This is a genomic window from Microbulbifer maximicatervae (SeqCode) (assembly GCF_052467385.1).
This window is the reverse complement of record NZ_CP174311.1, coordinates 19758-45433: the sequence shown is the minus strand read 5'-3', so window position 1 is coordinate 45433 and position 25676 is coordinate 19758. Positions and strand designations below refer to the sequence as shown.

Annotated in this window: 24 protein-coding genes; 12 read left to right on the top strand and 12 right to left on the bottom strand. The window is 50.2% G+C overall.

All coding sequences use genetic code 11. The annotated features are described in order from the left end of the window. Positions 1-8: 8 nt before the first annotated feature. The 5 genes from ACJJIR_RS00195 to ACJJIR_RS00175 all read left to right on the top strand — a co-directional run bounded on the left by ACJJIR_RS00195 (position 9) and on the right by ACJJIR_RS00175 (position 3299). Entirely contained in the window at positions 9-434 is a 426-nt protein-coding gene (locus ACJJIR_RS00195; protein ID WP_444906904.1) for a hypothetical protein, read from the top strand. A gap of 216 nt (positions 435-650) precedes the next feature. Next, a complete protein-coding gene (locus ACJJIR_RS00190; protein ID WP_444906903.1) occupies positions 651-1448 on the top strand; it encodes a hypothetical protein in 798 nt (265 codons plus the stop codon). 101 nt (positions 1449-1549) lie between these two features. Then, positions 1550-1987: a DUF1810 domain-containing protein gene (locus ACJJIR_RS00185; RefSeq protein WP_413663762.1), complete on the top strand. Its 438-nt coding sequence runs from the start codon at positions 1550-1552 to the stop codon at positions 1985-1987. 384 nt (positions 1988-2371) lie between these two features. Next, on the top strand, positions 2372-2995 hold the full coding sequence (locus tag ACJJIR_RS00180) for a GDSL-type esterase/lipase family protein (RefSeq protein WP_444906902.1): 624 nt from the start codon (positions 2372-2374) through the stop codon (positions 2993-2995). A 175-nt stretch (positions 2996-3170) separates the two neighbouring features. Then, the gene (locus ACJJIR_RS00175) at positions 3171-3299 is read left to right on the top strand and encodes a DUF1810 family protein (RefSeq protein ID WP_444906901.1); all 129 of its coding nucleotides are present in this window, start codon (positions 3171-3173) and stop codon (positions 3297-3299) included. Positions 3300-3336: 37 nt separating this feature from the next. Here the strand turns inward: ACJJIR_RS00175 and ACJJIR_RS00170 are convergent, their stop codons facing one another. From ACJJIR_RS00170 to ACJJIR_RS00160, 3 genes are all read right to left on the bottom strand, one after another. Continuing rightward, positions 3337-4674: a dicarboxylate/amino acid:cation symporter gene (locus tag ACJJIR_RS00170; RefSeq protein WP_282930708.1), complete on the bottom strand. Its 1338-nt coding sequence runs from the start codon at positions 4672-4674 to the stop codon at positions 3337-3339. A gap of 189 nt (positions 4675-4863) precedes the next feature. Further along, entirely contained in the window at positions 4864-5844 is a 981-nt protein-coding gene (locus tag ACJJIR_RS00165) for a YHYH protein (protein WP_444906900.1), read from the bottom strand. A 56-nt stretch (positions 5845-5900) separates the two neighbouring features. Next, the gene (locus ACJJIR_RS00160; RefSeq protein WP_444906899.1) at positions 5901-6932 is read right to left on the bottom strand and encodes a LysR family transcriptional regulator; all 1032 of its coding nucleotides are present in this window, start codon (positions 6930-6932) and stop codon (positions 5901-5903) included. Position 6933: 1 nt separating this feature from the next. Between ACJJIR_RS00160 and ACJJIR_RS00155 the strand changes: the two genes are divergently transcribed. From ACJJIR_RS00155 to ACJJIR_RS00140, 4 genes are all read left to right on the top strand, one after another. After that, positions 6934-7848, top strand: a complete 915-nt coding sequence (locus ACJJIR_RS00155; protein ID WP_444906898.1) for a CmcJ/NvfI family oxidoreductase — start codon at positions 6934-6936, stop codon at positions 7846-7848. Between the two features lie 65 nt (positions 7849-7913). Beyond that, entirely contained in the window at positions 7914-9245 is a 1332-nt protein-coding gene (locus tag ACJJIR_RS00150) for an aldehyde dehydrogenase family protein (RefSeq protein ID WP_444906897.1), read from the top strand. 35 nt (positions 9246-9280) lie between these two features. Then, positions 9281-10078 (top strand): prolyl hydroxylase family protein, encoded by a 798-nt coding sequence (locus ACJJIR_RS00145; protein WP_444906896.1) that lies wholly within the window; start codon positions 9281-9283, stop codon positions 10076-10078. A gap of 106 nt (positions 10079-10184) precedes the next feature. After that, complete coding sequence (locus tag ACJJIR_RS00140) at positions 10185-10826, top strand: DUF6058 family natural product biosynthesis protein (protein ID WP_444906895.1); 642 nt, start codon at positions 10185-10187, stop codon at positions 10824-10826. A 33-nt stretch (positions 10827-10859) separates the two neighbouring features. On the opposite strand, the gene ACJJIR_RS00135 is transcribed toward ACJJIR_RS00140, so the two are convergent. Then, on the bottom strand, positions 10860-11507 hold the full coding sequence (locus ACJJIR_RS00135; RefSeq protein ID WP_444906894.1) for an SOS response-associated peptidase family protein: 648 nt from the start codon (positions 11505-11507) through the stop codon (positions 10860-10862). Between the two features lie 582 nt (positions 11508-12089). Between ACJJIR_RS00135 and ACJJIR_RS00130 the strand changes: the two genes are divergently transcribed. Continuing rightward, the gene (locus ACJJIR_RS00130; protein ID WP_444906893.1) at positions 12090-13052 is read left to right on the top strand and encodes a right-handed parallel beta-helix repeat-containing protein; all 963 of its coding nucleotides are present in this window, start codon (positions 12090-12092) and stop codon (positions 13050-13052) included. Between the two features lie 84 nt (positions 13053-13136). Here the strand turns inward: ACJJIR_RS00130 and map are convergent, their stop codons facing one another. After that, entirely contained in the window at positions 13137-13880 is a 744-nt protein-coding gene (gene map / locus ACJJIR_RS00125) for a type I methionyl aminopeptidase (RefSeq protein WP_444908448.1), read from the bottom strand. Between the two features lie 34 nt (positions 13881-13914). Further along, complete coding sequence (locus ACJJIR_RS00120; protein ID WP_413663773.1) at positions 13915-14121, bottom strand: ParD-like family protein; 207 nt, start codon at positions 14119-14121, stop codon at positions 13915-13917. Between the two features lie 151 nt (positions 14122-14272). On the opposite strand from ACJJIR_RS00120, the gene ACJJIR_RS00115 reads away from it, so the two are divergent. Then, positions 14273-15976, top strand: coding sequence for a phytoene desaturase family protein (locus tag ACJJIR_RS00115; RefSeq protein WP_444906892.1), 1704 nt, complete (start codon positions 14273-14275; stop codon positions 15974-15976). 43 nt (positions 15977-16019) lie between these two features. Here ACJJIR_RS00115 and ACJJIR_RS00110 read toward each other — a convergent pair whose 3' ends face one another. From ACJJIR_RS00110 to ACJJIR_RS00085, 6 genes are all read right to left on the bottom strand, one after another. After that, positions 16020-16595 (bottom strand): OmpA family protein, encoded by a 576-nt coding sequence (locus tag ACJJIR_RS00110; protein WP_444906891.1) that lies wholly within the window; start codon positions 16593-16595, stop codon positions 16020-16022. A gap of 86 nt (positions 16596-16681) precedes the next feature. After that, the gene (locus ACJJIR_RS00105; protein ID WP_282930693.1) at positions 16682-17329 is read right to left on the bottom strand and encodes an HAD family hydrolase; all 648 of its coding nucleotides are present in this window, start codon (positions 17327-17329) and stop codon (positions 16682-16684) included. 14 nt (positions 17330-17343) lie between these two features. Continuing rightward, a complete protein-coding gene (locus tag ACJJIR_RS00100; protein ID WP_282930692.1) occupies positions 17344-17709 on the bottom strand; it encodes a hypothetical protein in 366 nt (121 codons plus the stop codon). Positions 17710-17753: 44 nt separating this feature from the next. Continuing rightward, positions 17754-18500, bottom strand: coding sequence for a 16S rRNA (uracil(1498)-N(3))-methyltransferase (locus ACJJIR_RS00095; protein ID WP_444906890.1), 747 nt, complete (start codon positions 18498-18500; stop codon positions 17754-17756). 131 nt (positions 18501-18631) lie between these two features. Then, a complete protein-coding gene (locus tag ACJJIR_RS00090) occupies positions 18632-21763 on the bottom strand; it encodes an efflux RND transporter permease subunit (RefSeq protein WP_413663777.1) in 3132 nt (1043 codons plus the stop codon). Then, entirely contained in the window at positions 21763-23013 is a 1251-nt protein-coding gene (locus tag ACJJIR_RS00085) for an efflux RND transporter periplasmic adaptor subunit (RefSeq protein ID WP_444906889.1), read from the bottom strand. The genes ACJJIR_RS00090 and ACJJIR_RS00085 overlap by 1 nt, the downstream gene beginning before the upstream one ends. A gap of 294 nt (positions 23014-23307) precedes the next feature. Between ACJJIR_RS00085 and ACJJIR_RS00080 the strand changes: the two genes are divergently transcribed. Further along, positions 23308-25662, top strand: a complete 2355-nt coding sequence (locus ACJJIR_RS00080) for a Tex family protein (RefSeq protein WP_444906888.1) — start codon at positions 23308-23310, stop codon at positions 25660-25662. Positions 25663-25676: the final 14 nt, after the last annotated feature.

The following is a 25676-nucleotide window of genomic DNA, read 5'->3' as shown; positions in this document are numbered from 1 at the left end:
AATACAATATGAAGAACTATATACTAGTTGGCACAGCCTCTTTAATGCTTATTTTATTCTCATCAATTTACAGCTTTCTATACGGAAAAGAAGGCAATGACAACATTCTCAATGAAGCCCGAGCACTAGCTCAAGAACATGCAACTAATGAATTAAAAAATAACAATTTAACCTTGATGGCAGAAAGCTACATGGGAAGCAAAATAGCAAATATCCCAGGTTTAGATGAAGAAAAATATCTAAACTGCTTATCCACTTTAGTAAGCTTGAAATTTTATAAAGACAATGCTGACTTTGAGCCTAATCTTACAGAACTTGAAAAAATTCAACAATTAAAATACACCCCAGAAAAATCGCGCCATTATGCTTCAACATTCAACGAAGTTAAACTTTCTGCAATAAGAAAGCACCCTGATGTTAATTGTATTTTTTAAAGATAAATATCAGCTTAACAGTATTTAACATCATTTCACTTTCCTTCCCTAATCATCTCAGCCTGTAACTTTTCGACCAATACCATTTCAATCACAAATATCAATCGTAAGATAGATATTTAATTGGACCAACACCCTACCTACTGTAGAATGCGCGGATTTTTGCACCTAAGCAGTGAACCACAAAAAAGTTATAGCTAAGTTTCAGAGGTATATATGCCAGCAGGGAAGCCGAATAAGAGTGTTCATTTTATTTATGGAAGTATCATTGCTCTTATTGTTTTGAGCTTTTGTTTTTTACTCTATAAAAGTGAAAGTAACGGTTCCCTACGGGTAAAAATAGGAAACAATGAGCTGGAACTACAAATTGATGATAACAACCAATCAGTTTCAATTCGAGCCTTACTCGATAAGCTGTTCCAAAATGAGGAAGCAAGTCGTGAATCCAAGGCCCTATTAAAGGAATTTGGTAATTTCTATTTGCCGACCGATCCTGAACTTATTGGAGAGATTGAAAAGCAGCCCGTCAAGTCGCAAGTCTCCCGACGTTTGCGGGAGCTTCTCTATGGGTTAAAGGGCCCCTTCGATCGACAAGCTCACAGCTACTACGATGTTGAAAGCTTGCAGGTAATCGACGCAATTAGCGGTCTGGAGTTTAACCATCCAGTGTCTAAAGGACTACGAGAAATGTTGATCTATAGACGTGGCCCCTTTGAAGAAAGATCCAAAGATGTACTGCTAAGCGTTCCCGCAGGCAATAGTATTCCATCAGGAAGAGCGGCATCCTGTCGCGGCAATGATTTTTTCAGGCGGGAAATTCGTATTTTTAATACTCAGCGAACAAATTCAATTTCCGTCTTTGTCAGCGGTAGTTTTCCTTGTACTGTTGACACTTCCAATGACATACATCGGCTAATTCAACTTTCCTATGCCGATATGAAGAACCTATTGGGAGATTCTCCTGTGGGAGCCAAGGAGCCCGCCCTTGCTGAGATCATGATGAATATCAATTAATTGGTGGAAGTTCAGCCGTCAGGCAGTTCATCCTCTCGCATTCATCCTTATTGCTGCTAACCTTGGGCTTGCAAAGGAATAAGAATAAAGGGAATCAAAGCATGGCCCAACCATTTCACCTTGAGCGTTTTGTGACGGCGCAAGAAAGCTCTTATGAAAGTGCCCTGAGTGAGTTACATAGCGGCCATAAGCGCTCCCACTGGATGTGGTATATATTCCCCCAGATCTCCGGCCTGGGGCACAGCGCGACATCCGAACATTTTGCAATTAAAAACCTGGATGAAGCCCGGGCTTACCTGGAGCACCCTGTGCTCGGCCCCAGGCTCAAAGAGTGCTGCAAGGAGTTATTGCAACTGAATAATTACTCCGCTTACCAGATATTCGGCTCACCGGATGATGTAAAACTTAAGTCATCCATGACGCTATTTTCTATCGCCGATCCCAAAGACAAGCTATTTGAAGAGGTGCTGGAAAAATACTATGAAGGACAGAAGGACCTTCGTACTTTCGAGATACTGAAAGTTCCTGTCCAACATTAGTTGCCCGCAAGGATGGGGCTTTTTTTATGATCGAAAGGCTGGATGGCAATCATTATCTGAACCACTATATTGGCGTATAAGCTATAGTATCCATACTCACAGAATCTACCACTCTACCCGTATTAAATTTTCCCCACCATTTTAAGCCGAACCGATCAGCACCTCTTCCCCACCTCCAAAGAAACTATAAATCTACAGCCCACCTTAGAACTCTCTCCATTCGATTTCTAATTGTTTTTTAACAAGGCTATTCCTACTCCAGCCTTGGACTCTCAACTTTTAGAAATCAAGATTTGATACTAATGCATACAACTTGGACCTAGTCGATGTCTATAATGGTAACGGCAAATAAAATCCAAGGTTCAGCCAAATTAGTGACTTTCTATGGCACGAAGAGTCCCCAAAAAAATTGTCTTTATTGGCTCCAGTTCTATCTATGGAAAAGGTGATACAGAACTAGGCGGATTTGTTCAAAGATTCCGGTTTCGGTTCGAAACTTTAGATCCCAATAATATAGTTTACGCTCTGGGAATATTCGGAGAGAACGCGAACTCTTTAGCCATAAGACTTTCCCGAGAACTGCCTCCAAGAAGGCCACACTTAATCGGGATATATCCTGGTTTCAATGATATTTGCCGCATCGGGGGACCAAAGGCTGAGAACTCTGTAGCGCTGGACTCTTTCCGCCAAACAGTGCGACAGCTGTTACAAACGTCTAAAACTATCGCGCCGTCCTTCCTAATGACAGGCATTCCGTTCGATGAGCAACGAACTACTCCCTTTCGGAATAGTGATTTCTATTTCTATCAGGCTGATGCGGACCTTTATAACCAAGCTATGAGAGAATCTGCCACTACCGAAATGATCCCCATACTGGAGTTTGGCAATTTATGGCGAGCTCAGGAATTTATTACCTTTCTCTCAGAGGATGGCCTCCATGCAAATTCCAAGGGACATCAATTACTGTATGAACAGACTTGGGATTTTATCTCTAAAAATTACTTTTAGTATTTATACATATTTTTCAATCAGATAAATTCTGAAAAAATATAATGATTGGTACGATATTAAATAATTTATATTTGTTTTTTCATATTATAAAGATCACCCATACTTTACATATGCCACTTTTTCTCTATTTCAAGCTTCCTTTGGATACACTAGAAGTAATTAAGATTTGAAGATGAAATCTTCTATGGCCTTACCCGCATTGGTAGAAGAGGGCAGAACTTTATTTGATACAGTCCTGGAGAAATACTACGAAGGTCAAAAAGACCCTCGTACTCTGGAAATTCTAGTTATGCAGCAATAGAAACCGGGAACCCTCATTTAAGCCATCACTTTAACAGTCAGGCCGTTTGGGCGGCTTCCTCCTCCAGGTTGTCGCTGCCTAACAAGCGGTCCATCACCAGACAGGCTGTCAGATCCCCGGTCACATTGACTGCTGTACGGCACATATCGAGAATCCGATCCACCCCCAGAATCAGTGCAATACCTTCCGGTGGGACACCAATACCGGCCAGAATTGTCGCCAGGATTACGATACCGACGCCCGGCGTACTGGGAGAACCAATTGAGGCGCCAACGGTGGTCACAGTCAGGCCCACTAGCTGCGCAGTTGTCAGGTCAATGCCATATACCTGAGTTAAAAATACCGCAGCGATTACCTGATAGAGCGCCGTGCCATCCATATTCACAGTAGCGCCCAGGGGCACAATAAATTTGGCGATGGATGGTTTTACTCCCAGGGGACTTTCTGCAACTTTCATTGACAACGGCATTACCGCAGCAGAGCTGGATGTGGAGAATGCCAGCAGCTGCACTCCGCTAATTCTCTGCAAAAATGTGATCGGGCCGACGGAGGTCACCAGGGAAACAATTATCAGGTAAAAACTGAGAAGAATAAGTAGTCCCAGAATCACGGTGCCCACATACACAGACATTCCCAGAATTGCAGTGAGACCCACGCGAATAGCAATATCTGCCAGGAGGCCAAATACGGCCAGGGGCGCAAACAGCATGGCCCAACCAACCACCTTAAGTGCCACCTCCTGAATAATGCCAAAAGCGTATACAGCGGTTTCTCGCTGCTTTTGCGGCAACAGCATCACGGCAACGCCAATAAAAATCGCGTAGACCACCAGCTGCAACATATTGCGCATGGCAATACTTTCGTTGAGGTTGGCGGGAATCAATTCAGCAATACGCTCGGGAAGCGGTTTGGACTCCATCACCTGGGGGGCACTCGCAACCTGCAACTCAGTGGCGGCGCTGAGCAGGGACTCATCGATATAGTCACCGGGTTGGATCAACTGGACCAGGATAATGCCGATAATCACCGCAACAGTGGTAGTGCCGACAAAGTAGGGAGCGATGCGCAGTCCGACACGTTTAAGCTGACTGACGTTCCCGCTGCCACTGAGCCCCAGGATGATTGAGGACATAATCAGCGGTATCACCACCATCTGGATCATATTCAGAAAGATGGAGCCCGGCAGCTTAAACCAGCTGGCCAATGCCGCACTGAGATCCTGGCTCACCAGCGCGGCCCCTTCAGGAGATAGCAGCAGGCCGACAGTTAGCCCCAGGATCATGGCGACCACTATCTGCATCCACAGGCGAGTGCGCACCAGCACACCGAGGGATTCCACCATTCGGATCAGATAGAAATTTGTACCATTGCTCATTGTTGGTATTCCGGATTACCTGAAATAGTTAGAGGCATTATCTCCCAGGGCCATTAAGGAAACCTGACGGTCAGATCAAGTCCTGGGCTTATAAGACAGTTATTCGACGCCATTTATTGATATCAATACCAAAAAGAGCGCTGAGACTCTCTTCGTCTTTCACTATTTGAAGCAACAATCGGGCCTGAGTTAACGCCTGGGTGGCCCGGGAGGTCCCCGATGGGAGAAATCGCACAGGCTTTGATTGCCGGCCAGGGCACAACCTCTCTCCCCTTTTAGGCAATGCAGGATATCGTTTTCTGCAGCGAGGTTGGCGTGGTAGTGGTAGCCCAGGTCTGCAAACTCATGGCCACGGCATTCGTCCAGGTCATCGGGCTCGCGGCCATCGGCATTCTCCCGCGCATAAATCAGATAGCCATCTATGGCGACACCGACAATCGCTGCATGGCTTGCGGCAGACGGGTAGGCTTGGCTGCAACCCAGGGCAGCGTGGTAGTGATAGCCCACGTGGGGGTTTACATGACCACCACAGGCATCCACTGGCGCTAAGGTGTGTGCACCTAAAATTGCGCCGATGGGCGCGGCGATATCAAATTTAACCCCATTAAAAGCGACTCCATAACCGGAAAAACCATCGGGATTCTGCTTTGACTTGGCCTTGGTAGGCTGTACGGGGATCAGGTAGCGGGTATGAAAATCCGGGCCCATATAGCTGGCTAAACATTCCACGCAGTAATTATTGTATTGCGGTGCAACATCTGGCCGCGCGGCCATCTCACAGGCCTGCTTTGAATCGGTAACTTTTACCTCCCCAGTTTTGGGGTCGTATAGGCTCCATTTTGGATCAGAGAAAAAGGTCGCAGCATTTTTAACGAAAGGTCCATCAATCGGCTCTATCTGCTGCTTGATAAACATCATGCCGCCAGACGTAATTGGATCGACAACATTGCGTGGGCACCAGGGCCCTATTTTATGTTTGGGTTCAGCCTTTACCACAATCATCCAGCATTGGGTCTTGCGCCCCTCAGAGAGGGTGCAATCCACTTTTTTAATTTCCTCAACCAGTGCGTCTTTGGCAAATAAGTGGGGGATGCCCATTTGCTCGGTAAAATCGGAATGAGCGTAAACAGAAGAGTTCAAAAATATCAGCAGAAAAAATGCTACACGCATGGCGACCACTACCTGAATCCTTGGACTGCTCAAGTTTAGCAGCGCTGCCTCCCTCACTAATTACTGGGAAATTGTTGTGCTAACAGGGTGCGAATCCACTTGTGCAAAGGGTCCTGACTGCTGCGGGTATGCCAGGCGGCAATCACATCAAACCCCGGGGGCTGTTCGACAATAGGCAGTGTTTTTAGTCGGGGATCAGGCAACAGTCGCGAGGGCAAAAAGGCAACGGTATTGGTCGAGGCAATGCACTCGGCTGCGGCGGCAAAAGAGGGGACAGACAGCACCACATTGCGCTCCAAACCAAACTGCTCAAACCAACTATCCGCCATGCCCCGCAGATCCCCCCTGGAAGGTGATACCACCAGCTGTGGCAAAGCTGCCAACTCTTCCATTCCCAAGGGCTGACTGGCGCTGTGCGGCATTTCGGTGTGCTGGCAGCATACGCAGACGTAGCGCTCTCGATACAACAACATGCTGGGACTGTTATCCGGCACAAATCCCGGCGTGCTAAACACCAGATCCACTTCACCGGTTTGCAGTTGCTGGGCCATGCGATCAATCTCCAACTTAAGCACCACGACTTTTATATCCGGGGCCTGCTGACGCAGTTGCTTGAGGAGAACCGGCAGTACCACCCGCTGCTCAAAGTCTGTTGCACTGATGGTAAAGATGCCCCGATGCTGTGCCGGGTCAAATTCATCCGTACGCAGCAGCGCCGCGACATTGTTCAGGATCTCATCCAATTTAGGAGCCAGGCGCTCGGCCAGAGGGGTGGGAATAACACCGTTGCTGGTGCGAATAAACAGCCGGTCATCAAAGATTTCCCGCAGGCGTTTCAATTGTTCACTGACTGTTTGCTGGCTCACACCCAGCTGGTCAGCCACCCGGGATAAATTCAGTTCTCGCAAGATAGCGTTCATTAAGCGAAGTTGACGTAACTCCAGCCTCTCCAGTGGGTTCGCCCGATGATTTCTGCTCAAACCTGTATCACTCACAACTGTTACTTGGTTTTCATTGTATCCACGTAACCCTAGCATTGTGAGTAGATTGGCCCGTATGGCATCCACTTCGGTGGGGGGAGAGTTCACTATGCAAACCGCAGCCCGATCCTCCTTTCAGGATCAATTAGTTACAGCAATTATTCACTACGCTGATCCCAGTAGCGATCTGGTGTACGACAAGCGTTCAGAGGGCCCTGGGCCTGCCAATCTGGTCGAGAATGTTATTTCCCAGCAGGTTCACATCTACGATGGTCGCGCCTTGAAAACCGCCGGGGAGCGTTTTCGTCTCGATACCCAGGGATTTGAGCTGGTACGCCCTATGCTCGGCATAAACCTGCGCCAGCTGGATGATGCGCTACACGCGCTGGACCAACCCTCAGGGAGTAGCCCCAGCCCTGAGGAGCGCGACCAGTTGATTCGCACCCAATGGTATCCAGCTATTGAATCCTGGATAGGCGCTCACCTGGGTGCAGCAAAGGTACTGACCTTTGACCACACGTTGCGAGCCCAACCATCGACTGATGCGACACCGGAGATGAGCCGCAGTCGCCGATCCCCTGTGAAATTGGTGCACAACGACTACACACCCTGGTCCGCAGAGCGCCAGCTAAAGGAAACCCTGGAGGCCCGGGGGTACAAGCCATCAGATTATCCGCGCTACCAATTTATTAATCTCTGGCTACCCCTATTGCGCCCGGTGCAGGAGTCACCGTTGGCAATGGTGGACCTGCGCACTGTCGCCGCCAGTGATTTCCACAATATGCGATTAATTTACCCAGAGCGAAAAGGGCAGATTTCGGTGTTGAGTTTCAACCCGGTTCACCGCTGGATTTGGTTTAGCGATATGCAGCCCGGCGAAGGCATTTTACTGCGGGTCTTCGATAGCCAGCATCGAGGCGATGTAACCGGTGTTCCCCACTGCGCTTTCGACCTACCGGGAAGTGCAGGGGCACCACGCAGAACCAGCCTGGAAATTCGCACTATTGCCCTGTTTGACCAATAACACCAACGCTTTAAAGAAAACACCCGGCCACTCAATAAAGTGGCCGGATTGAGTGAGACCTCATTATGGAAAATATACTTCGATCGATTGATCCACTAACCGGAGAGGCCATCGGATCGCTACCTGTCAGCAAGCCCCAAGATATTCAGAACATGGTGGAGAAAGCCCACAAAGCGCAGCGAGTGTGGTCGAGTAAATCTCTTCAGGAGCGGGTACAACTACTTCAGCAGGCTTACACAAAACTGAATGCGGAAGAGGGAGAGCTGGCACAACTTATCAGCCGTGAAATGGGCAAAGATGCCCGGCGTGCACAGTATGAAGCCGGCGGCGTAGTCCAAGGCGGTGCCTGGTTAGCGGGGGATGCCGGCGAGGCCCTGCGGGCAAAACGCAGTGGCGGTAGCGAAATTCAATATCGGCCACTGGGCGTTGTCGCGGTTATCTCCCCCTGGAACTATCCACTAGCCATGGCCAATAACCTGGTTGTTCCCGCCCTGGTCGCCGGCAACGCTGTGATTTTAAAACCTTCAGAAGAATCGCCATTGGTCGCTGACTTATTGGTGAAAACACTCAACCAAACCCTGCCTCAGGACATTTTACAAATTGCTCACGGCGATGGCGCAACCGGTGAAGCCCTGGTGAAATCCCCCATCAATATGGTCGCCTTTACCGGGTCGCGAATAACGGGCCAGAAAATTATGGCCAATGCCGCTCCGGCATTGAAACGCCTGGTTATGGAGTTGGGTGGCAATGACCCAATGATCGTGTTGCAGAGCGCCAATATTCCCCAGGCTGCACAATTTGCCGTTGGCTCCAGTTTTGAGAATTCAGGCCAGATGTGCACCTCCACAGAGCGTATTTATGTGGACGAAAAAATTGCCGATAAATTTGAAAATGCCGTGGTGGCATTGGCGAAGCAATATCGTGTCGGCGGGTGGCAGGAGCCACAGGTGGATATCGGCCCCTTGGTTAATCACCGCCAACACCAAAAGGTGGTGGAGCATATCCACGATGCCCTGAATAAAGGCGCAAAGCTTCTTCTAGGGGAGCGCGATCCACAGGTGCCGTTTATTCCGCCCACAGTTATCAGCGGTATTCGACCGGGCATGCTGGTGGAAGATGATGAGACTTTTGGGCCTATCGTAGCCATCGACCGCTTCAGCTCAGTGGACGATGTGGTCGAGCGGGCCAATAACTCTGTTTACGGTCTCGGTGCGGTTGTGTTTGGTGAAAGCAAACAGGCCGAGCAAGTCGCCAGCCAGCTGCAAGCGGGAATGATTGGCATCAACCAGGGCGCTGGCGGCTCACCTTGGGTGGGCGCCAAGCAAAGTGGCTTTGGCTTCCACGGCGGAGCTGAAGGGCACCGGCAGTTTGCACAAATTACCGTTTTAAACCGCTAAGTCTTTGAAAAAATTTTCCAATAGAAGTACAGCAGATGTCCACGACTGAAAGTATTGATACTGTCACCCAATTGGATGACTTCTTTGTTATCGCCCGCGAACCCGGGGCAGAACATCCGGCCCTGCCCACCTGGGCTACTCGCAGCAAAAACCCGGCGGCCCTGGCCGATCAAGCGCCGCAACCGGTTTCACGACGAGATATCGCCGAGGTACCCGGAGCCTTCCAATTGCTCAATGTCTTTTCAAAAGAGGAATGCCAACGGCTCATTGATATCACTGAAGCGGTGGGTTATTTACCGGATGCAGCCGTCTCCCTACCCCGGGAGGTCCGCCATAACGACAACCTGACCTGGGTGGTTGACGAGGTTACAGAACGGCTGATCTGGCAGCGATGCCGAGACCTGACGCAGGACTTAAATGGTTACTTTGGTGGAAGGGAGGCTGTTGGCATCAATCGGCGTTTCCGCTTTTATCGCTATGGTGAGGGAGATTTCTTCCAGTTCCACACCGATGGCGCCTGGCCCGGTAGCCGCATTGACAACAACCAGTTGATCACCAATGGCTTCCCCGATCGCTATAGTGAAATGACGTTTTTAGTACTGCTGAGTGAAGATTTTGAAGGTGGTGCAACCCGATTCAGGGTGAATGCAGATGATCCCCTAAAACAACCCAGCCGGGACTCTTTATTAGACATCGATGTCCGCACACCTGCCGGAGCCGTACTGTGCTTCCCCCATGGAATGCATCCCTTACACAGAATTCACAGCTCTACTCCAATCACCCGAGGAATCAAATATATTATTAGAACGGATATTCTCTTCCTGCAGGAATAAACTCTCCAAGGCCTGTTAAAAGGGAAAAGATGCTTCGGCTCACATCGAAGTATTAAGTGCTCCAGGCGCTAGAATTTCATTCGATTTCTACCTTGGAGCACATTCAGTGGAATTGCTTAATTATCTGGATAAACACTTCCTAACCAAAGAACAGCTTATTCAGGCTACTCAAATCAGCGAACTACAATTGCAGCGCTACCAGGATAAGGGTGTTATGCCAAAGCCCTCTTATAAGCTCAATATTCAATGGGACTGTGAATCCTTTTTTGGATCCCACTCCGAAAAACAGACAGTTGAGTACTTTGCAAAAGGCTACGCCAGCTGGATTGGTATCATAGAGGCTAAGCAAGACTTTAACTCTATTTATCAGTGCTTTGCTAATCGATACATAGCTAAGATAGCTCAATTGCGAAATTTAGGATACGAATCCAGCAACCCAAAATTTTCATCCGGAATTTCTCAACATATCGAAGAGGAATGGCAACACTTTATTGAGGGGACTTATGGATTATGTACTCGCAGTGGCCTGCCAGAAGATATAGCAGCAAAGGAACTGGCTAGCACAGAAATCAATGCACTTCTTGCTCAAGATAATTTAAACCAAAAACAAATACATCGGCTTAATCGCTTTGTAGATCTTCTAGATGAAACCAGCGCATATTTTGCACCTCACGAAAGAAGTATAAGTTCAAGAAGGAAACTAATTGATATACCACGCCGGGAGTACAATTTAGGTTGTGCAATTTAAATTTTCTATACCCCGATATCCCAGGGCAAATAATTACTCAATTACAGGGATAGGGTCCCCAATATGCTCGGTAGAAGTTGCCCTCAGCAAAGGGTGGGCAGTAAGTATTTTCCCCGAGTACTCAATGGATGGTTTCAGGAATGGGCTAAAATCTTCTGTCGACCCCGTACAATTTAACCAGGGCTCTACAAAATCTGGGCGATTGGGCGCAATCATGGGAAGTGACTTTTCATGGTAGCGCTTAGTGGCTGGGTGGGAGTCCAAAGTAATGATTGAGCAACTGAGTAAATTTCCCCAGATTTTATACAAACCACAAAAGAAAAAAGGCTCACCATAACTGAATTCCACCGGGTGCTTGCCACCTTGGCTTTCCACCCAGGCTGTAGCGGGAATTAAGCAGCGGGACTTGCGATATTCCGGCCTGGAGTCCAGTTTTTTCCAATTACTGTTGATGGACCAGTATTTTTTATGGGGCCGCCAAGTATCACCATGCCTCTCAAGGTAGAGATGCCAAATGGCATTTTCTATTTCAGCAGCACCATTCCGTGTAGTTACGATAGACACCTGCTGGGTGGGCCTCCGGCGTCTACCGTAAATCATATGTCCGGCACCCCGAATACCATAAGTATCGAGAAAGCGTTCCATACCCGCATGATCACTGACATCAAAGACACTACACACCCAGAGCCTCCCACTTATCCGGCTGAACTGGTTTTTTCAGTATATTCGGACAGCCACCTTAAATTACTCTCGATCCCTCTCATCTGACACAAGGTTAACTCCAATTCCTTGCGCAAATCCACTCCCACAGCAACAGAAAACCGACGTACGTACTTTTCATAGTTCAAAATACTAATCGCGTACATAGGGCGATTGTCATAACTGGATCGATAGCGGCAAATTCTTATGGGTTCATTATCAAAAACTATAACTCTGGGGCGCATAACAACTCACCTATAATACTGTACAAAAATACAGTATATCTTGAGAAAGTACAGATCTGTCAAGCCAATAGCGAACTGGCACCGTTGCCAACTTCCAAAGGCGCCGAATAGCTTTATCTTATGATGACACTATTAATACCTGGCGCGTAAATTAATAAAGGTCACAATCAAATCTAGAATTCTTCTAAGAATTAGAAAACAGATTTCATTTGAATATTATCCAGGCAAGAGTAAATCAATTTAAAATTCTATAAATTTTGTGAATAGCAAAATCGTACAAACCACCTTTATTTAGAAATCCACTTCGCGAGGCATCCTGATGAAAAAATGTAAATTTCACGTAACGATTATATTTTCTGGATTACTTATTCCACTTTCAGCAGTCGCCGTTGAATGTGGTGATACGATTACTTCACCAACCACACTGACAGAGGATCTTATTTGTGAAGTCACAGAGCCAGACCAGATAGTTTTGACTGTAGATGGCCCCACTGGAATTTTTGATATGGATGGTTATCAACTCACCTGTATTGATGAGAGCAATCAAGCAGACGCAGCAATACTTCTTACCGGAACTGGCGCGCAGGTATTTGATGGTTCGATCACCGGTTGTGGAAGAGGTATTGTTGCTGAAGGGGAGGGAGGGCATGTCATTTATTCTATGAACCTTACTGATATGTTTGGTGATTTAATTTATGTAGAAACTAATAATACAGTTATAAGAGATAACACCCTTTCTACAACTCAAAGTGGGGATGGTGTAGAGCTTAGGGGGAATTCAAATATAGTACTTAGAAATACCCTTACCAATATTGACAATTCAGGTATTGAATTAAGGGGAATGTTTAATAGTATAACTTTTAACAATATCAGTGGTAGCGGCAATCAGGGTATCGAGGTGAATGGACAGTTCACCAATGTATTTTCAAATATTGTTACCGATGGCTTAAATGATGGAATTGCCGTAGGGGAAGGCGATGAGGGAGATAAAGCTGACTTCTCTACAGTCTCAAACAATCTTGTAACCGGAAATGCCGGCCTAGGAATTCCAATTAGATTTACTTCAAGTACTCTCATCACTCAAAATACTGTCGAGGATAATGGCGAGGGAGGAATTGGTATATTTATCGAGGGTAGTGAATTTAACAAGATTGTTCGAAATACCTCTCTCAATAACTCACCTTACGATTTGGAAGATGATACCGATCCGGGCGATTGCAGCGGCACCAATACTTGGGTCTTTAACACGTTTACCGCAGCAGAACCTGCATGCCTGGATTAAAATATCTATTGAAAACAGTGGGTAGCGAAAATATAAAGTGTCTCGCTACCCATTGCTATCTACCTAACGATCACTAATTGGCCGCTATTTAATCTTAGAAGATCTCTCTTCATCCCTAAGCGTTAGCACTTCATAACCGTCACAAGTTACCAAAATCGTATGCTCCCATTGGGCCGATAGCTTTTTATCCTTAGTTACTACAGTCCAGCCATCTTTCTTGAGTTTGGTTTTACGATTTCCCTGATTGATCATGGGCTCAATGGTAAATGTCATTCCCTCCTGTAAAACTTCACCGGAACCAGGCCGCCCAAAGTGAAGAACCTGCGGGGCCTCGTGCATTTCCCGGCCAATACCGTGGCCACAATATTCCCGTACGACACTGAAGCCGTTGCGCTCGGTATGGCGCTGGATTGCATTGCCGATATCACCAAAAGTAACTCCCGGCTTTACCGTGGCAATACCGGCCCACATAGCTTCATAGCAGGTGGTTACCAGTTTTCTGGCAATAGGGGTCACGGTACCGATGCTATACATTTTGCTGGAATCAGCGATATAGCCAGATTTCTCCAGGGTAATATCCACATTGATGATATCTCCCTCCCGCAGTAGCTGCTTATCACTGGGCATGCCGTGACAGACTACTTCGTTGACTGAGGTGTTCAGGGCGTAGGGATAATCATATTGCCCCTTGCTGGCGGGGCGGGCATTGAGTTCATTGACAATAAATTCTTCTACCCGCTCATTAATTTGCATTGTCGAGACCCCCGGTTCAATAAAGGAGTCCAGCATGGCAAATACACGGCTCAATAATTGGCCCGATTGGCACATTAACTCCTGCTCATCAGGAGTCTTTATTTTTATTTCACTCACGTGTCAGCTCTTCCAGGGTTAATGCCTGATTACGCAGCAACTTCTTACACAAGTCGCTGTAGCTTAATTCCGGGTTCAACTCCGCCAGCATCCCAATCTTGATCCAGTACTCCGCCTGGGAATTAATTGAACGGGCCATCACCGTACTGGCCTTGCGAATCTCATCGTGTAGCTCATCGGATATCTTGACGATGCCCATAACTATTACCTTGATATGCTTTATATACAAATTGTATACGTTACATATAAAAGCGCACAATAGATATACAGAATATTAATATGCAACTTATTGCATAGCTCGATAGGGGGCGCTATGGTTGAGGAATAAAAACAATAGTGGCGAGGCCATCATGACAGAGACCCCCGAGAAGAAGCGCAGTGCCCCAAAACCAAGCCGGCTGCGTATTGGTCGGCGCTATCGCCCGAGTCGCCTGGAAGGCAATTACGACGCCATTATCATTGGCTCAGGCATTGGCGGTCTGACTTGTGCTGCGATGCTCAGTGCCATGGGCAAGAAAGCACTTGTCCTTGAGCAACACTACACTGCCGGGGGATACACCCACGCCTATGACCGCAATGGTTATGAGTGGGATGTCGGCGTCCACTATATCGGCGATGTGGGCGAACACCCCACCATGACCCGCAAGATCTTCGACTTTATTTCCAATAACCAGTTGCACTGGGCGCCAATGGACAGCACCTATGACCGCATCTGTATTGGCGATAAACAATACGACCTGAAAGCCGGCCGCCAGCAATTTATCGATGAGTTGGTCAGCCACTTCCCCGATGAGCGCGCGAATATCGAGGAGTACCTGCAACGGCTGAATGTGGTTGCCAAAGCCATGCAGCGACTGGCAATGGGAAAAATGCTGCCCTCCTGGTGTGGACCTTTTATTCGCCTGTGGAGAAAACTGCGCGAACCCGCCTGGCTCAATAAAACCACCCGCGAAGTTCTCAGTGGAATCACCAGCGATGAAAAGCTGATCTCCGTGCTGACAGGGCAGTGGGGTGATAATGGCATGACCCCATCCGAGGGCAGCTTTATTATTCACGCCCTGATCGCCAAGCATTATCTCTATGGCGGTTACTATCCTGTCGGCGGCGCCAGCAAAATCTCCGAAACGATTATTCCCCAGATTCAGGCCAGTGGTGGAGATGTATTTACCTATGCCAAGGTGGAAACCATCCTGATGAATGGGGATCAGGTTCGCGGTGTAAGAATGTCCGACGGACATGAAATCGAAGCACCATTAGTTGTCTCCGGCGCAGGGGTATTTAATACCTTCGAGAAGCTGTTACCGCGCAGTACCAGTGAGCGCATGGGATATATCCGCAACCTGGACACCGTCAACCGCTCCATGTCTCACCTGTGTCTGTATATTGGCTTGGAGAAAACTGCGGAAGAATTAAACCTGCCCAAGACCAATTACTGGATCTATTCCAGCGATCAGTACGAAGAGGATATGCAGGCCTTTATCGACGATCAGGATAAGGAAATACCGCTAGTCTATATTTCGTTCCCGTCTGCGAAAGACCCCACCTTTACCCAGCGCTACCCGGGCCGCGCCACTATCGAAATTGTGGCACCGGCCAACTACGATTGGTTTGCCCAGTGGCACGACAAGCCTTGGGGCAAGCGAGGAGATGATTACGAGGACCTGAAGGAGGCATTTAGCCAGCGCCTGCTGGAGCATTTGTATAAGCACATGCCGCAGTTGCGTGGGGAAATTGATTACTACGAGCTTTCAACCCCGTTATCCACGGATTATTTCTGCTTCTACCCACGGGGAGAGATCTACGGACTGGATCACGATCCCAACCGCTTTGAGCAATCCTGGCTGAGACCCAAAAGCCGGGTCAAAGGGCTCTACCTTACAGGGCAGGATGTGATGAGCTGCGGCGTAGCCGGTGCAATGATCTCCGGTATGCTCACAGCGCAGAGTATTATTGGATTGCGTCAAACTGGAAAATTAATGAAGAAAATATTTTCCAACCAAGCCCCAAAGACGCCGGTAAATTCCAGTGAGGAACTGGGTAATGCCTCTAGCTGAGACACTACTCTAAGCGACTTCTTCGCCAGCAAACTGTTCGGGGTTAGCGCCTCGGCAGTTTGCTGGGAACACGATCAAAATTTAGTACCCGGATCATCAGGCGGCGGTTCTCCCGCTTGCCTTTCTCTGTCTCATTATCCGCAATCGGATCAGTATCGCCGTAGCCCTGGGCTTCCATACGGTCAGCGGAGACGCCCCGCTCTATCAGGAAATGCTTTACCCAATCCGCTCTGCGCTGGGACAGGCTGAGATTCTTCTTCGCATCGCCGCCACTGTCTGTATGCCCCTCAATGGAGATTCGCATCTCTGAAAAATCGCGCATGATCACCAGCAAGGCTTCCAGATCGGCAATGGTTTCTATGCGGGGGGCAAAACCGCCGGGATCGAACTCCAGGCGCAGGCGGAATGTGTCCCCGATGGACCGGTTATTTCCCCGTAAAAACCTCACCAGCTCATCGGCAAAGGGGGCCGCTGCTCGGGCAGTCTTCTCACTGTCACCTGACTGTATTCCATCGACAGGTTCGAGCGTATATTTCTTTGGGGATTCGGACTGGTCACAGCCCACCAGAGTAAAGGCCAATAAGAATAGGCAACTGGCAGACAAGAATTTACCCGCCATAGGTACAGCTTCCGGTTTCTCGACGTCAAATTCAGTGTAGAACAGCGAAAGCGCTGATCAACCGGAAGTCTCGGCCACTGTGGCCATTAAATAAAGTTGAGAACTGCCATCATGTCTGTGACTACCCGGGCACCCTGCTGTTCCAGCTGGGGACCCCTTACTGGATGGGCACTGTAGCCAACCACGCGCATACCTGCAGAGACGGCCGCAGAGACACCGGCAATGGAGTCCTCCACTACCAGACAGCGCTCCGGCGCCACCCCCATGGCATCTGCTGCGTGCAGGAATAGCTCTGGCCAGGGCTTGCCCCGGGATACATCGTCGGCACTAAAAATCCGCCCGTCGAAATAATCGTACAAACCGGTCTTATTCAGTGTCAGCTGCATTTTCTGGTGAGAGCCCGAGGAAGCCACGCAGCTGCGCAGACCCAGCTGTTGCAGTTGGTCGAGCAGGCCTTCAATACCCACAACCGGCTGTAATTCCTGCTGGAACGCCTCGCGGATACGCCGCTCCGTATTGCCAAAATAATTATCCGGTAGTGGTCCGCCAAAGCGCTTCTCGATTTCCACCAAGCAGTCCCTGGCCGGGCGACCGCTGAATTGCTCGTCCAGTTCCTCGGCGGTGGTCTGCAAGCCCAGGCGATTCATTTCTTCTGCCAATATGCGACAGACGATGCTCTCGCTGTCTACCAGCACACCATCACAGTCAAAAATAATTAAATCGGTAGAAGACATGGGAACCTACATCGTTAACGCGCAGAGAGCAGCATCAGGCCGAGGATGACACCGATGACGCCGCTAATACGCAGGAAATTTTCATTGCCACGGGAAATTTTAACCGCTAATTCTTTGCCCCGCTCAAAACCAATTTGCAGCATATAGGCACCACTCAATAGCACCAGTACGCCGAGGGCATTGAACAAAATATACCAGTGGCGAGTGTCTGCAATTAGTAAAAGGATCAGGCCAATAATAATTCGCGCCCAGGCGGAGAGGGCATAGCCGGTTTCGTTAAGCCGTTCGCTGAGGCTTTGTGCCAGCTTCGGCTTGGCAATAATCGCCAGTGATAACACAACGATGACAATGCCCAACAACCAGATAAATGCTTTTATCATGCTCTTCTCTCCCTGAATACTCTCGCGGCCAATCCTTCAGTGACTTACAAATCACCCCATTGAAATTGCAATACCGACAATGCCGCTATCGGCGCTGTCTCAGTGCGCATCACCCTTGGTCCCAAACGCAGAGGCATAAAATCCTGCGCCAGTGCCGCATTGATTTCCACCTGCGATAGCCCGCCTTCTGGACCTACCAGTAGCAGGGCGGATTCCGGTGTACCGCGCTCCGCCTGCCATTGGCGCAGATCCAGCTCGGTGCGGTGATGCAGTACCAACTTGGCTTGGGGCTCAGCTTCAGCAGATTCACTCTGTAAATACTGCGCCAGCTTTATCGGTTCGGCAATCTCCGGAACCCGGTTGCGCTCACACTGCTCACAGGCACTGATAGCAATCTGGCGCCAGTGACCCAGTTTTTTCTGTAAGCGGTCCCCGGACAGCTTCACTTCACAACGTTCGGTAAACAGCGGCTGTATCGCCGCCACTCCCAGCTCAGTGGCTTTCTGTATCACCCAATCGAAGCGATCGCCACGGGAAATACCGATCGCCAGGGTCAGTGCCAACGGTGACTGGCGATCCTCTGCGCAGTACTCTCCCGTGCGTGCGCGCGCCCGTTTGCCGGTCTCGATCAACTCCGCCGTGTACTCACCGCCATTGCCGTCAAAAAGCACTAAGGGATGGCCCGCATTCAAGCGAAGTACTTTTACCAGGTGACGGGAAGCCAGCTCATCCAGGTCTACTTCTTGATCGGAAGCCAGAGGCTGCTTGGAAAAAATACGCGGGATGCGCATGGGAGAATCCTATTCAAACACCATAAAAAAGCCGACAGGAATGTCGGCGTTTTGCTGGCAGTTAGTTTAGGCATTTATACCCCAAAGGCGCAATGGTGAAGGCGATCCACCATTGCGCCTGGGTACCCGCGCTACACAGTCTCCAATGAGACCGGGGTATCGTCTTCTACTGCAACTTTGTGCTTCGGGCGTAACTTCTCAATAACTTTGTACAGGTTGGGGACCAAGATCAAAGTCACTGCCGTTGCAAACAGAACACCGAATGCCAGGCTGATCACCATCGGGATCAGGAACTGGGCCTGGATTGAACGCTCGAACATAATCGGTACCAGACCGATAAAGGTAGTAATCGAGGTCAGGATAATCGGGCGGAAGCGATCCCGGCCCGCGTGTACTACCGCATCCATCACCGCCATACCCTGAGCGCGCAGCTGATTAATACGATCCATCAATACCAGGTTATCGTTCACAACCACGCCCGCCGCTGCGAGGAAGCCGAGCATCGACATAATGCTGATGTTGTGTCCCATCAACAGGTGGCCAACTAAAGCACCGAAGAACCCAAACGGCACAGCAGTAAGGATCAGCAACGGCTGAGAGTAGGAGCGGAAAGCAATCGCCAGCAGCGCATAAATGCCGAACAGGGACAATACGAAGAAGGCCAGGATAGCACCGTTAAACTCTTCCTCTTCCTGCATTTCCCCAGCGGTTCTCAGGGAGAAACCGGGGAACTGGCGCTCCAGCTCAGGTACCAGGGTCTCGCGCATATCCTTAAGGATATCCTGCGCGCTGGATGTATTCGGCGTTATTTCGGCAAATACCCGCACGGTGCGCTCGCGATCGTTGCGGCGAATCGTGGTATAGCCCGGCACGTAAACTGCCTCGGCCACTGCTGAGAAAGGTACCTCCCCATCGTTGGTGCGAATGCGGATACGGTCCATCTGCTCTTCGCTGGCGCGCTCCTCCATAGGGTAGCGAACCATTACGCGAACATCCTCACGACCACGTGGGATACGTTGAACCTCCTCACCGTAGAAACCCTGACGAACCTGCCTGGCCACGTCTGCCAAGTTAATACCCATCGTAGTGGCATAGGGTTTCAGCTGGATCTCAATATCGCGACGGGCACTGGTCAGGTTATCCCGCACATCGTAGACACCGACATAACTATCCAGTTTTTCCTTAACCAAATCAGCAGCAGCGCGCAGTTCACCCATATCCCCTGAGGCAGTGCTCAGGTTCAGGCTCATACCATTACTGCTATTGTTGATGCTCGCATCAATATTCATGTCCTCGACGCTAGCCGGCAGCTCGCCAATCAATTCGCGCCAGCGCAACGCTAGAGACTCGGAGGTGACATCGCGCATCTCTCCATCGGTAAGCTGCAAGGTTACATAAATATTGCCACGCCAATTGAAAACCAGGGAGTTTTGCAAGAAAGACTCACCCTTGTTCTGCTCCAGCATTCCCTCATCGGTTTCCAACTTATCAGCGGCAGTGAGTACCTGCTCCATTACCCGTTCAGCTTCACTGAAGGGTTCACCTGAGGCCATAGAAATTCGCAATTGCAATAAATCAGAGGGGACCTGGGGTGAGAATGAAGAGCCCACATAACCACTCTGGAAAACAGCGATCGACAAACCCAGTGCCAACATAAAGCTCATCACTGTGGTGCGGCTATTGCTAAGGGACTTTTCCAGCAAAGGTAGGTAGTACTTATCTCCGGCCGTCTTCATCGCACCGGCAAAACTTCTACGTACGTTTTGTAATTTAATTCCCAAAGTCGATTTGGCAGGTTTCTCTGGCTTCATGCCCACCAAGTGAGCCGGCAGGATCAACAGGGATTCCACCAGGGAGAAGACCAGACACAGCAGTACCACCACCGGCAAGGCCAGCATCATCTGTGCAGTAATGCCGGGTAGAAACAGCATGGGGATAAAGAACACCATGGTGGAGGTCACGGCGAAAATTACCGGGGAAGCTACCTGCTTCACCCCTTGCTCAGCTGCAGCTAAGCCAGATTCACCTCTATCGTGGGCAGCATGCACTGCCTCCCCCACAATGATGGCATCGTCCACCACAATCCCGAGTATTAACAGGAAGGCGAACAGTGACAGCATATTTAGGCTGACGCCGGTCACCGGCAACAGCCAGAAAGCACCCAGGAAAGCGACAACAATGCCCACGGTTACCCACATGGCCAGTGCCGGGCGCAGGAACAGCATCAGCATGACAAACACCATGGCAAAACCGCTCAGGGCATTGGTAGTCAGCAGATTCATGCGGCCTTCAAATGCCTTGGAAAAGTCGAACCAGACATCCAGTTCCATACCCGGAGGCAATTGCTCGCGGGTCTCTTCCAGGAACGCTTTTATTCGCTCAGCGGTTTTCACCACATCCAGAGGCTCGCCCTGAATAATGCGGAGGTTCATGGCTGGATTGCCATTAAAGCGGATGACGTTGTTGTACTCCTCAAAGCCATCACGCACTGTCGCTACATCCCGCAGCAACAATACAGAGCCATCGGCACGGCTCACTACGGGGATACGCTCGAAGTCTTCGGCGGTATAGGCCTGGCCACGAGTTTGCACCTGAATATCACCGCGGTCCGAGCGCACCATGCCGGCAGGCAAATCCAGGGAGGAGCGGCGCACCGCGTCGGCAACCTGATTAAAGCTCAGGTTATAACGACGTAAATCCAGCTCGGAAACTTCAATAGATAACTCGTCTGGTCGATCACCCCAAACATCAACTCTGCGCACACCGGAAATCAGGTTGAGCTTATCGCGCAAATCCAGGGTGGTTTCCTTGAGCTGACGCTCAGAAACTGGCCCACCGATGGCGATCATCATTAACTCGGCATTGGCTTCAATCAAGCGAATAACGGGACGTTCAATACCGTCAGGAAAGGTGTTGATACTATCCACCTGAACCTTAATATCGTTGAGCAATCGCAGCTCGTCGTAGCCATCCATCGCCTGGATTTCAATAGAGGCACTACCCCGTCGGGAAGCAGAATTTACCTCCTTAATACCCTTTACTTCGGAGATAGCCTCCTCAACCCGAACGGTTACCTGCTGCTCCACCTCTGCCGGACCGGCGCCGGGGTAAGAGATATTAACCTCTACAATCCCCAGCTGCAGCGTGGGAAACACCTCCCGGTCGATACTCATAAGGCCAAAGATTCCGCCGATGATTATCATAATCATCAGCAGGTTTGCGGCTTTGCTATTGCGCGCAAACCACGGGATGATTCCGCTCATTACTTGCCTCCCTGGGAAGCATTGCTAACACCACCGGCATCACCAGCAGCGGATACTGTAGAGGGATCTGCTGGATCTTCAGGAAGACTCCCCAGGCCCGCTGGCCGCTCATTGAGGGGGTTAGCGGTAAGTACCATACCCTCACGGGAGTAGCCCAAGCTTGAAACAATCACTCGGTCACCCATAGCGATATCCCCGCGGAGCCAGATTCTGTCACCGATGGTTTGTAACAGCTCAACAGTTTTGTAGATCAGCTGACTCTCGTCATTCAGCACCAACAAGTGGTCCCCTTCATGCAGTGCCTGACGGGGCAGCTCCACAACATCATCAAAGGTTCTGCCGGCAATATCTGCCTCAACAAACAGGCCATTCATCAGCGGCACATCCCCTTCATAGGGTTTCTGTACCTGGGCAACAGCAAAAATAAAGCGGCTGTTGGGATCGATACTCGCTTCGGTTCGCACCAATTGCGCACGCCACTCGTGCTCACGCCCAGCCACAACAGCTTGCAGACGCACAGCGGGGCCATTCTCAATAGTCTTACCCAGGGGAAGATCGAGCAACGCCAGTTGCTGGTCGGTCAGAGGGAGGCGGACTTCAGCGATACCGGTGCTGTGAATTTTTGCCAGAGGGGTGCCGGGGGTAATGTACTGTCCCAGGTCGACAAAAGTCTCAACTACACGACCTGCAAAGGGTGCTTTGAGTGATGTGCGCTCCAAATCCAGCTTGGCCTGGTCGCGGTCAGCTCTCGCGGCTTCCACTGCAGCCTGGGCAGCTTCGAGATGGGGTTTGCGTAGGAACAGGGCATTGGCAGCTTCAGATCCCAGGTCACGCCACTCGCGCTTAGCTTGCTTGGCATGGCCCTGCTCCTGAGCCAGGGCGGACTTGGCATTTGCCAGTTGCGATTCTGCGCGAGTGACCTGGTAGCGATAGTCTGCTTGCTCAAGCTGTAATAAACGGGCGTCTTTATTGAAGAAGCCACCGGGAACAAATGCCTCATCCACGCTTTCGATCACACCGCCGACTCGCGCGATCACATCGATTTCATGGCGGGCATGAACGGTTCCCTGGCTGGGTACCAACAGTGTCTGGCGACGGGGTTCTATATAGAGAACATCGGCCATTGGCGGTACCACCACCTCTGGCGGTTTTTCCTCCGGCTTCGGCTTCAATACAACCACCGCAGCAATAACAGCCACCCCGACTAACAATACAATGAATAACAGCTTGTTTTTACTCGAGACTTTCACAGGTACCCTCTACCCCGTTCCCTGACCTGAATTGGTCAAATTTTAGTTAGTACGCATTCTACTGGAGTTCGACGCACATAAGAGGCAATTTGGATGCAGACTGCCGCACAACTTTGTGTCCTGCCGCAAACCTTCCTCGCTGCGCTCGGGTAACGCATAATGCCGACCCAAAATTACTCCTGTAAGGGCCCTCTCGTTTACCCGCCAAATACCACGGAAACTGAAAGGCTACTTACTGGTCCAACATCGCCCTTAACGGTACGAAATTTCCCGGAAAACGGATGTAAACATCAAATGCTGGATATCAACGTTCGCATCGCCGAAGAACTCAATGTCAGACCACAACAGGTTACCGCCGCAGTATCCCTGCTCGATGAAGGAGCCACAGTCCCATTTATTTCGCGCTACCGGAAAGAAGTGACAGGAGCCCTGGACGACACCCAGCTGCGCACCTTGGAAGACCGACTGCGCTATCTGCGCGAACTGGAAGAGCGCCGCGCTGCCATCCTGAAAAGCATCGATGAGCAGGGCAAGCTGACTCCAGAGTTGTCACAACAAATTAACAGTGCCGACACCAAGAACCGCCTCGAAGACCTCTACCTCCCCTACAAACCCAAGCGTCGCACCAAAGGGCAAATCGCCATTGAGGCTGGCCTGGAACCGCTGGCCGATGCACTGATCAACAACCCCTCCCTCGACCCTGCAGCCGAAGCAGAGCAATACCTCAATACCGACAACGAAGACACCTCCCTTCACGTCAAAGACATCAAAGCCGCTCTGGATGGGGCCAAATTTATCCTGATGGAACGCTTTGCCGAAGACGCCGAGCTGCTGGGCAAGCTGCGTGAATTCCTCAAGCGCGATGGACAGGTGAAATCCAAACTGCTCGAAGGAAAAGAAGAGGAAGGGGCCAAGTTCCGCGACTATTTTGAATACGCCGAAGACTGGTCCAAGGTTCCCTCGCACCGTGCCCTGGCTATTTTCCGCGGCCGCAACGAGGGCGTGCTCGCTATCAGTGTGGGCCTCGCCGAAGAAGAGGGGACCTCCCCAACCGCCAGCCACCCCTGCGAAGCCATGATTGCCCGCCATGTGGATATCACCGATGAAGGTCGTCCTGCAGACAAATGGCTCGGCGAAGTGGTGCGCTGGACCTGGCGAATCAAGCTGCTGACCGCACTGGAAACTGACCTGATGGGTGAGCTGCGTGAGAAAGCAGAGGAGGAGGCCATCAAGGTATTTTCCCGCAACCTGAAAGATCTGCTGCTGGCAGCTCCGGCTGGGCAAAAAGCCACCATCGGCCTCGACCCGGGCCTGCGGACCGGGGTCAAAGTCGCCGTGGTGGATGCCACCGGCAAGATACTCGATCACACCGCTATCTTCCCCAACCCGCCACAGAATCGTCACCAGGAGTCTGCAGCGGTTATTGCCGCCCTGTGTAATAAATACAATGTGGGCCTGATCGCCATTGGCAACGGCACTGCCAGCCGCGAGACCGACAAATTTGTTGGGGAAACCATTAAACAATACAAGCTTACGGCTCAAAAAGTTGTGGTTAACGAAGCCGGTGCTTCCGTTTACTCCGCCTCTGAATTTGCTGCGCGGGAATTCCCGGATCTTGACGTTACTATCCGTGGAGCTATCTCCATCGCCCGCCGCCTGCAGGACCCGCTGGCAGAATTGGTGAAAATCGAACCCAAATCCATTGGTGTTGGCCAGTATCAGCACGACGTTTCCCAGACTCAGCTGGCCCGCTCATTGGACGCAGTGGTTGAGGACTGTGTAAACGGTGTCGGCGCTGAGCTGAATTCCGCCTCTGCACCGCTGCTGGCTCGGGTTTCCGGCCTGACTGCATCTATTGCCAACAATATTGTCAGCTACCGCGACCAGAATGGCGCTTTCAAAAATCGTAAGCAACTGATGGAAGTTCCGCGTTTGGGCCCCAAGGCATTCGAACAGGCCGCCGGCTTCCTGCGTATTAATAACGGTGAAAATCCGCTGGATAAATCCGGTGTGCACCCCGAGTCCTATATCGTGGTTAAACGCATTGCCGAGAAAAATAGCCTTGAAATTAACAGCCTTATCGGCGACTCCGGCTTCCTGCGCCGACTGAACCCGGCAGACTATACCGACGAAAAATTCGGTGTACCTACCGTTACCGATATTATCGCCGAACTGGAAAAACCCGGTCGCGATCCACGCCCGGAATTCCGCACGGCCAAATTTGAAGAGGGCGTAGAGGAAATAAAAGACCTGCGCCCGGCAATGGTACTCGAGGGGACAGTCACCAACGTCACCAACTTCGGTGCTTTTGTGGATATCGGTGTTCACCAGGATGGCCTGGTACATATCTCTGCACTTTCAGAGAAGTTCGTTAAAGACCCTCACGAAGTCGTAAAAGCCGGTGATATTGTCAAAGTTAAAGTGATGGAAGTGGACGTTGCCCGCAAACGTATCGGCCTGTCCATGCGCTTATCTGACGAGCCCGGTGAGCAAGGTAGTGGCGGAATTAAAAAGGGTGACCAGCGCGAAAACCGCCAAGCCCAGCGCTACAACAAGCAGCAGGGCAACCGCTCCCAGAAAGGGGGCCAAGGTAATGGCCGTGGTAGCATGGGTGATATTTTGATGGCGGCGATGAAGAATAAAAAATAAAACATTATTATTCT

What these genes read in the sequence shown, in the direction of transcription:
- ACJJIR_RS00195 (WP_444906904.1), top strand. Translation starts at nt 9, where the DNA reads ATGAAGAACTATATACTAGTTGGCACAGCCTCTTTAATGCTTATTTTA.
- ACJJIR_RS00190 (WP_444906903.1), top strand. Translation starts at nt 651, where the DNA reads ATGCCAGCAGGGAAGCCGAATAAGAGTGTTCATTTTATTTATGGAAGT.
- ACJJIR_RS00185 (WP_413663762.1), top strand. Translation starts at nt 1,550, where the DNA reads ATGGCCCAACCATTTCACCTTGAGCGTTTTGTGACGGCGCAAGAAAGC.
- ACJJIR_RS00180 (WP_444906902.1), top strand. Translation starts at nt 2,372, where the DNA reads ATGGCACGAAGAGTCCCCAAAAAAATTGTCTTTATTGGCTCCAGTTCT.
- ACJJIR_RS00175 (WP_444906901.1), top strand. Translation starts at nt 3,171, where the DNA reads ATGAAATCTTCTATGGCCTTACCCGCATTGGTAGAAGAGGGCAGAACT.
- ACJJIR_RS00170 (WP_282930708.1), bottom strand. Translation starts at nt 4,674, where the DNA reads ATGAGCAATGGTACAAATTTCTATCTGATCCGAATGGTGGAATCCCTC.
- ACJJIR_RS00165 (WP_444906900.1), bottom strand. Translation starts at nt 5,844, where the DNA reads ATGCGTGTAGCATTTTTTCTGCTGATATTTTTGAACTCTTCTGTTTAC.
- ACJJIR_RS00155 (WP_444906898.1), top strand. Translation starts at nt 6,934, where the DNA reads ATGCAAACCGCAGCCCGATCCTCCTTTCAGGATCAATTAGTTACAGCA.
- ACJJIR_RS00150 (WP_444906897.1), top strand. Translation starts at nt 7,914, where the DNA reads ATGGAAAATATACTTCGATCGATTGATCCACTAACCGGAGAGGCCATC.
- ACJJIR_RS00145 (WP_444906896.1), top strand. Translation starts at nt 9,281, where the DNA reads ATGTCCACGACTGAAAGTATTGATACTGTCACCCAATTGGATGACTTC.
- ACJJIR_RS00130 (WP_444906893.1), top strand. Translation starts at nt 12,090, where the DNA reads ATGAAAAAATGTAAATTTCACGTAACGATTATATTTTCTGGATTACTT.
- map (WP_444908448.1), bottom strand. Translation starts at nt 13,880, where the DNA reads ATGTGCCAATCGGGCCAATTATTGAGCCGTGTATTTGCCATGCTGGAC.
- ACJJIR_RS00120 (WP_413663773.1), bottom strand. Translation starts at nt 14,121, where the DNA reads ATGGGCATCGTCAAGATATCCGATGAGCTACACGATGAGATTCGCAAG.
- ACJJIR_RS00115 (WP_444906892.1), top strand. Translation starts at nt 14,273, where the DNA reads ATGACAGAGACCCCCGAGAAGAAGCGCAGTGCCCCAAAACCAAGCCGG.
- ACJJIR_RS00110 (WP_444906891.1), bottom strand. Translation starts at nt 16,595, where the DNA reads ATGGCGGGTAAATTCTTGTCTGCCAGTTGCCTATTCTTATTGGCCTTT.
- ACJJIR_RS00105 (WP_282930693.1), bottom strand. Translation starts at nt 17,329, where the DNA reads ATGTCTTCTACCGATTTAATTATTTTTGACTGTGATGGTGTGCTGGTA.
- ACJJIR_RS00100 (WP_282930692.1), bottom strand. Translation starts at nt 17,709, where the DNA reads ATGATAAAAGCATTTATCTGGTTGTTGGGCATTGTCATCGTTGTGTTA.
- ACJJIR_RS00095 (WP_444906890.1), bottom strand. Translation starts at nt 18,500, where the DNA reads ATGCGCATCCCGCGTATTTTTTCCAAGCAGCCTCTGGCTTCCGATCAA.
- ACJJIR_RS00090 (WP_413663777.1), bottom strand. Translation starts at nt 21,763, where the DNA reads ATGAGCGGAATCATCCCGTGGTTTGCGCGCAATAGCAAAGCCGCAAAC.
- ACJJIR_RS00080 (WP_444906888.1), top strand. Translation starts at nt 23,308, where the DNA reads ATGCTGGATATCAACGTTCGCATCGCCGAAGAACTCAATGTCAGACCA.